2 protein-coding genes are annotated in these 1956 nt (G+C 41.6%); both read right to left on the minus strand.

Translation table 11 applies throughout. The features are described from left to right. On the minus strand, window positions 1-571 hold a 571-nt coding region (locus AC3DU7_RS26330), incomplete at its 3' end, for a hypothetical protein (protein ID WP_488042237.1). 95 nt (window positions 572-666) lie between these two features. After that, window positions 667-1956: cobaltochelatase subunit CobN (locus AC3DU7_RS26335; RefSeq protein WP_488042238.1), on the minus strand; the 1290-nt coding region annotated here is incomplete at its 5' end.

Below are 1956 nucleotides of genomic sequence, written 5' to 3' on the forward strand. Positions count from 1 at the left end.
CAGACGTATATACTAAGTAATGTAATATATCGCCAAAATTAGTTGTATCATAAAGAAAGTATATATAAAGAATATCATCTCGTCTTGTAACTTTAACCCGGCCATCACGAGCTAAATCACGGTAGGAATCAGGTAATCGAATAAATTCGGTACAATTGTATGGGGATGGGGTGGTACATCTCTTTTCACCGTGCAAGGTTCCGTTTTGGATTTTTTCAACAATAGCAGTGCGCTCTCCCCGAGAAAGATTAAAATTACCTTCAGGACTACTTATAATACTATTATAAATCCAGTACCTTGCGATTGTCAGCCAACCAACTGCTAAGAATAGAAGACAGCAAAACTTAATCGTTTTGGATATTATCCGGTTATTGACTATAAAACGAGTGCTCTTGAAATTCATGTAGAGTAAAGGGATAATAATCATCAGGCCAGGGAGAGCTTCCACGCCTGTGAAGGGCACAAAACTTCCCCAGGGGGGAGAAGTCGATACAATCCCTACGATTGTCAACCCACTTATGGCGATCGCTAGTCCAATAATTTCTATTGATTTTAGTATTGATTGAGTCATATTTTTGCCGATCCTTTAATCAACATTATTATCTTGGTTTGTTGGGTTGTGCTGCCGCTTTTTCATGTTGCGTAGCAAAACCCAACCTACTGACACTAGCCAATATTAACACCCTCAATTTCCTCATCCGCTACCTCATACAACTCTCGCAACTTCTCCAACTTCTCCTCATCAGCTTCCCATAAACCTCGCCCACTTGCTTCCAACATCCGCCCAATAATATTCCGAAACGCTTCTGGGTTTGCCTCCCGTAATTTCTGCGCCATCTCTGCATCCAAAGCATAAGTCTCGGCAGCACCCTCATAAACCCAATTATCAGCAAAATTAGCTGTACCGCCCCAACCTATCAACGCTGTCATCCGTTGGGAAATTTCGTAAGCTCCGCCACTACCTTGATTTGCCATTGCTTCCGCCCACTTTGGATTCAATAATTTCGTGCGATATTCCATCCGCAACAAATCTTCTAATTTTCGGGGGGTGGTATCTTTGGAGAAACTTTCCACGAAACTCGCACTTACTTTTTTACCCCTTTGTTTTTCTGCTGCTAATTTCAACCCACCAGTATTAGCATAATATTCCTGAATATCTGTCAAACCATACTCCACCGAATCAATTTCCTGGACAATGCGATCGCAACCCTTCAACAACTCCTGCAATACTTCTGGTCGCGCTTGACCTTGATCCTGACGACCGTAACTAAAGACATTTCGCCCTTGCCAAGTATCGCCCAATTCATCCGCTGATTCCCAGTTACCATCGACAACTCGGTCGTTTACCAAGGAACCAAAATCACCAGCGGGATTGGAAAATAACCGTGCCGAAACATTTTCTATACCTTGCGCTTGCAATGCTAAAGCGTGTTTGCGGATAAAATTTTGTTCTACGGGTTCCTCTGCGGTTGCTGCTCGTTGGAATAGATCGTCTAATAATTCAATAATATTGACAAAACTATCTCGGAAAATTCCTGATAAATTTCCTAAAATATCGATGCGGGGATGACCGACTTCAGCTAAAGTCTTTAATTCATAACGAACGATACGACCCGTACCTTCTTTTACTGGTTCAGCACCTACTAATTCTAATAAAATTCCTATTGATTCACCACGGGTTTTAATAGCATCTAAACCCCATAACATTACTGCCACAGTTTCGGGATAATTATCATTTTCTTCCAGATGTTGATTAATAATTTTCTTGGCAATTTCTCGCCCTCTTTCATAAGCAGCAGGAGAAGGCATTCGATAGGGGTCTAAAGCATGAATATTTCGACCAGTTGGCAAAACTCCCGGACCATCTCGTAATAAATCTCCTCCTGGAGCAGCAGGAATATATTCTCCATTTAATCCCCGCAAAAGATTAGTCAGTTCGTCAGTATTTTGCATCAA

It is taken from the genome of Okeania sp. (assembly GCF_983059655.1).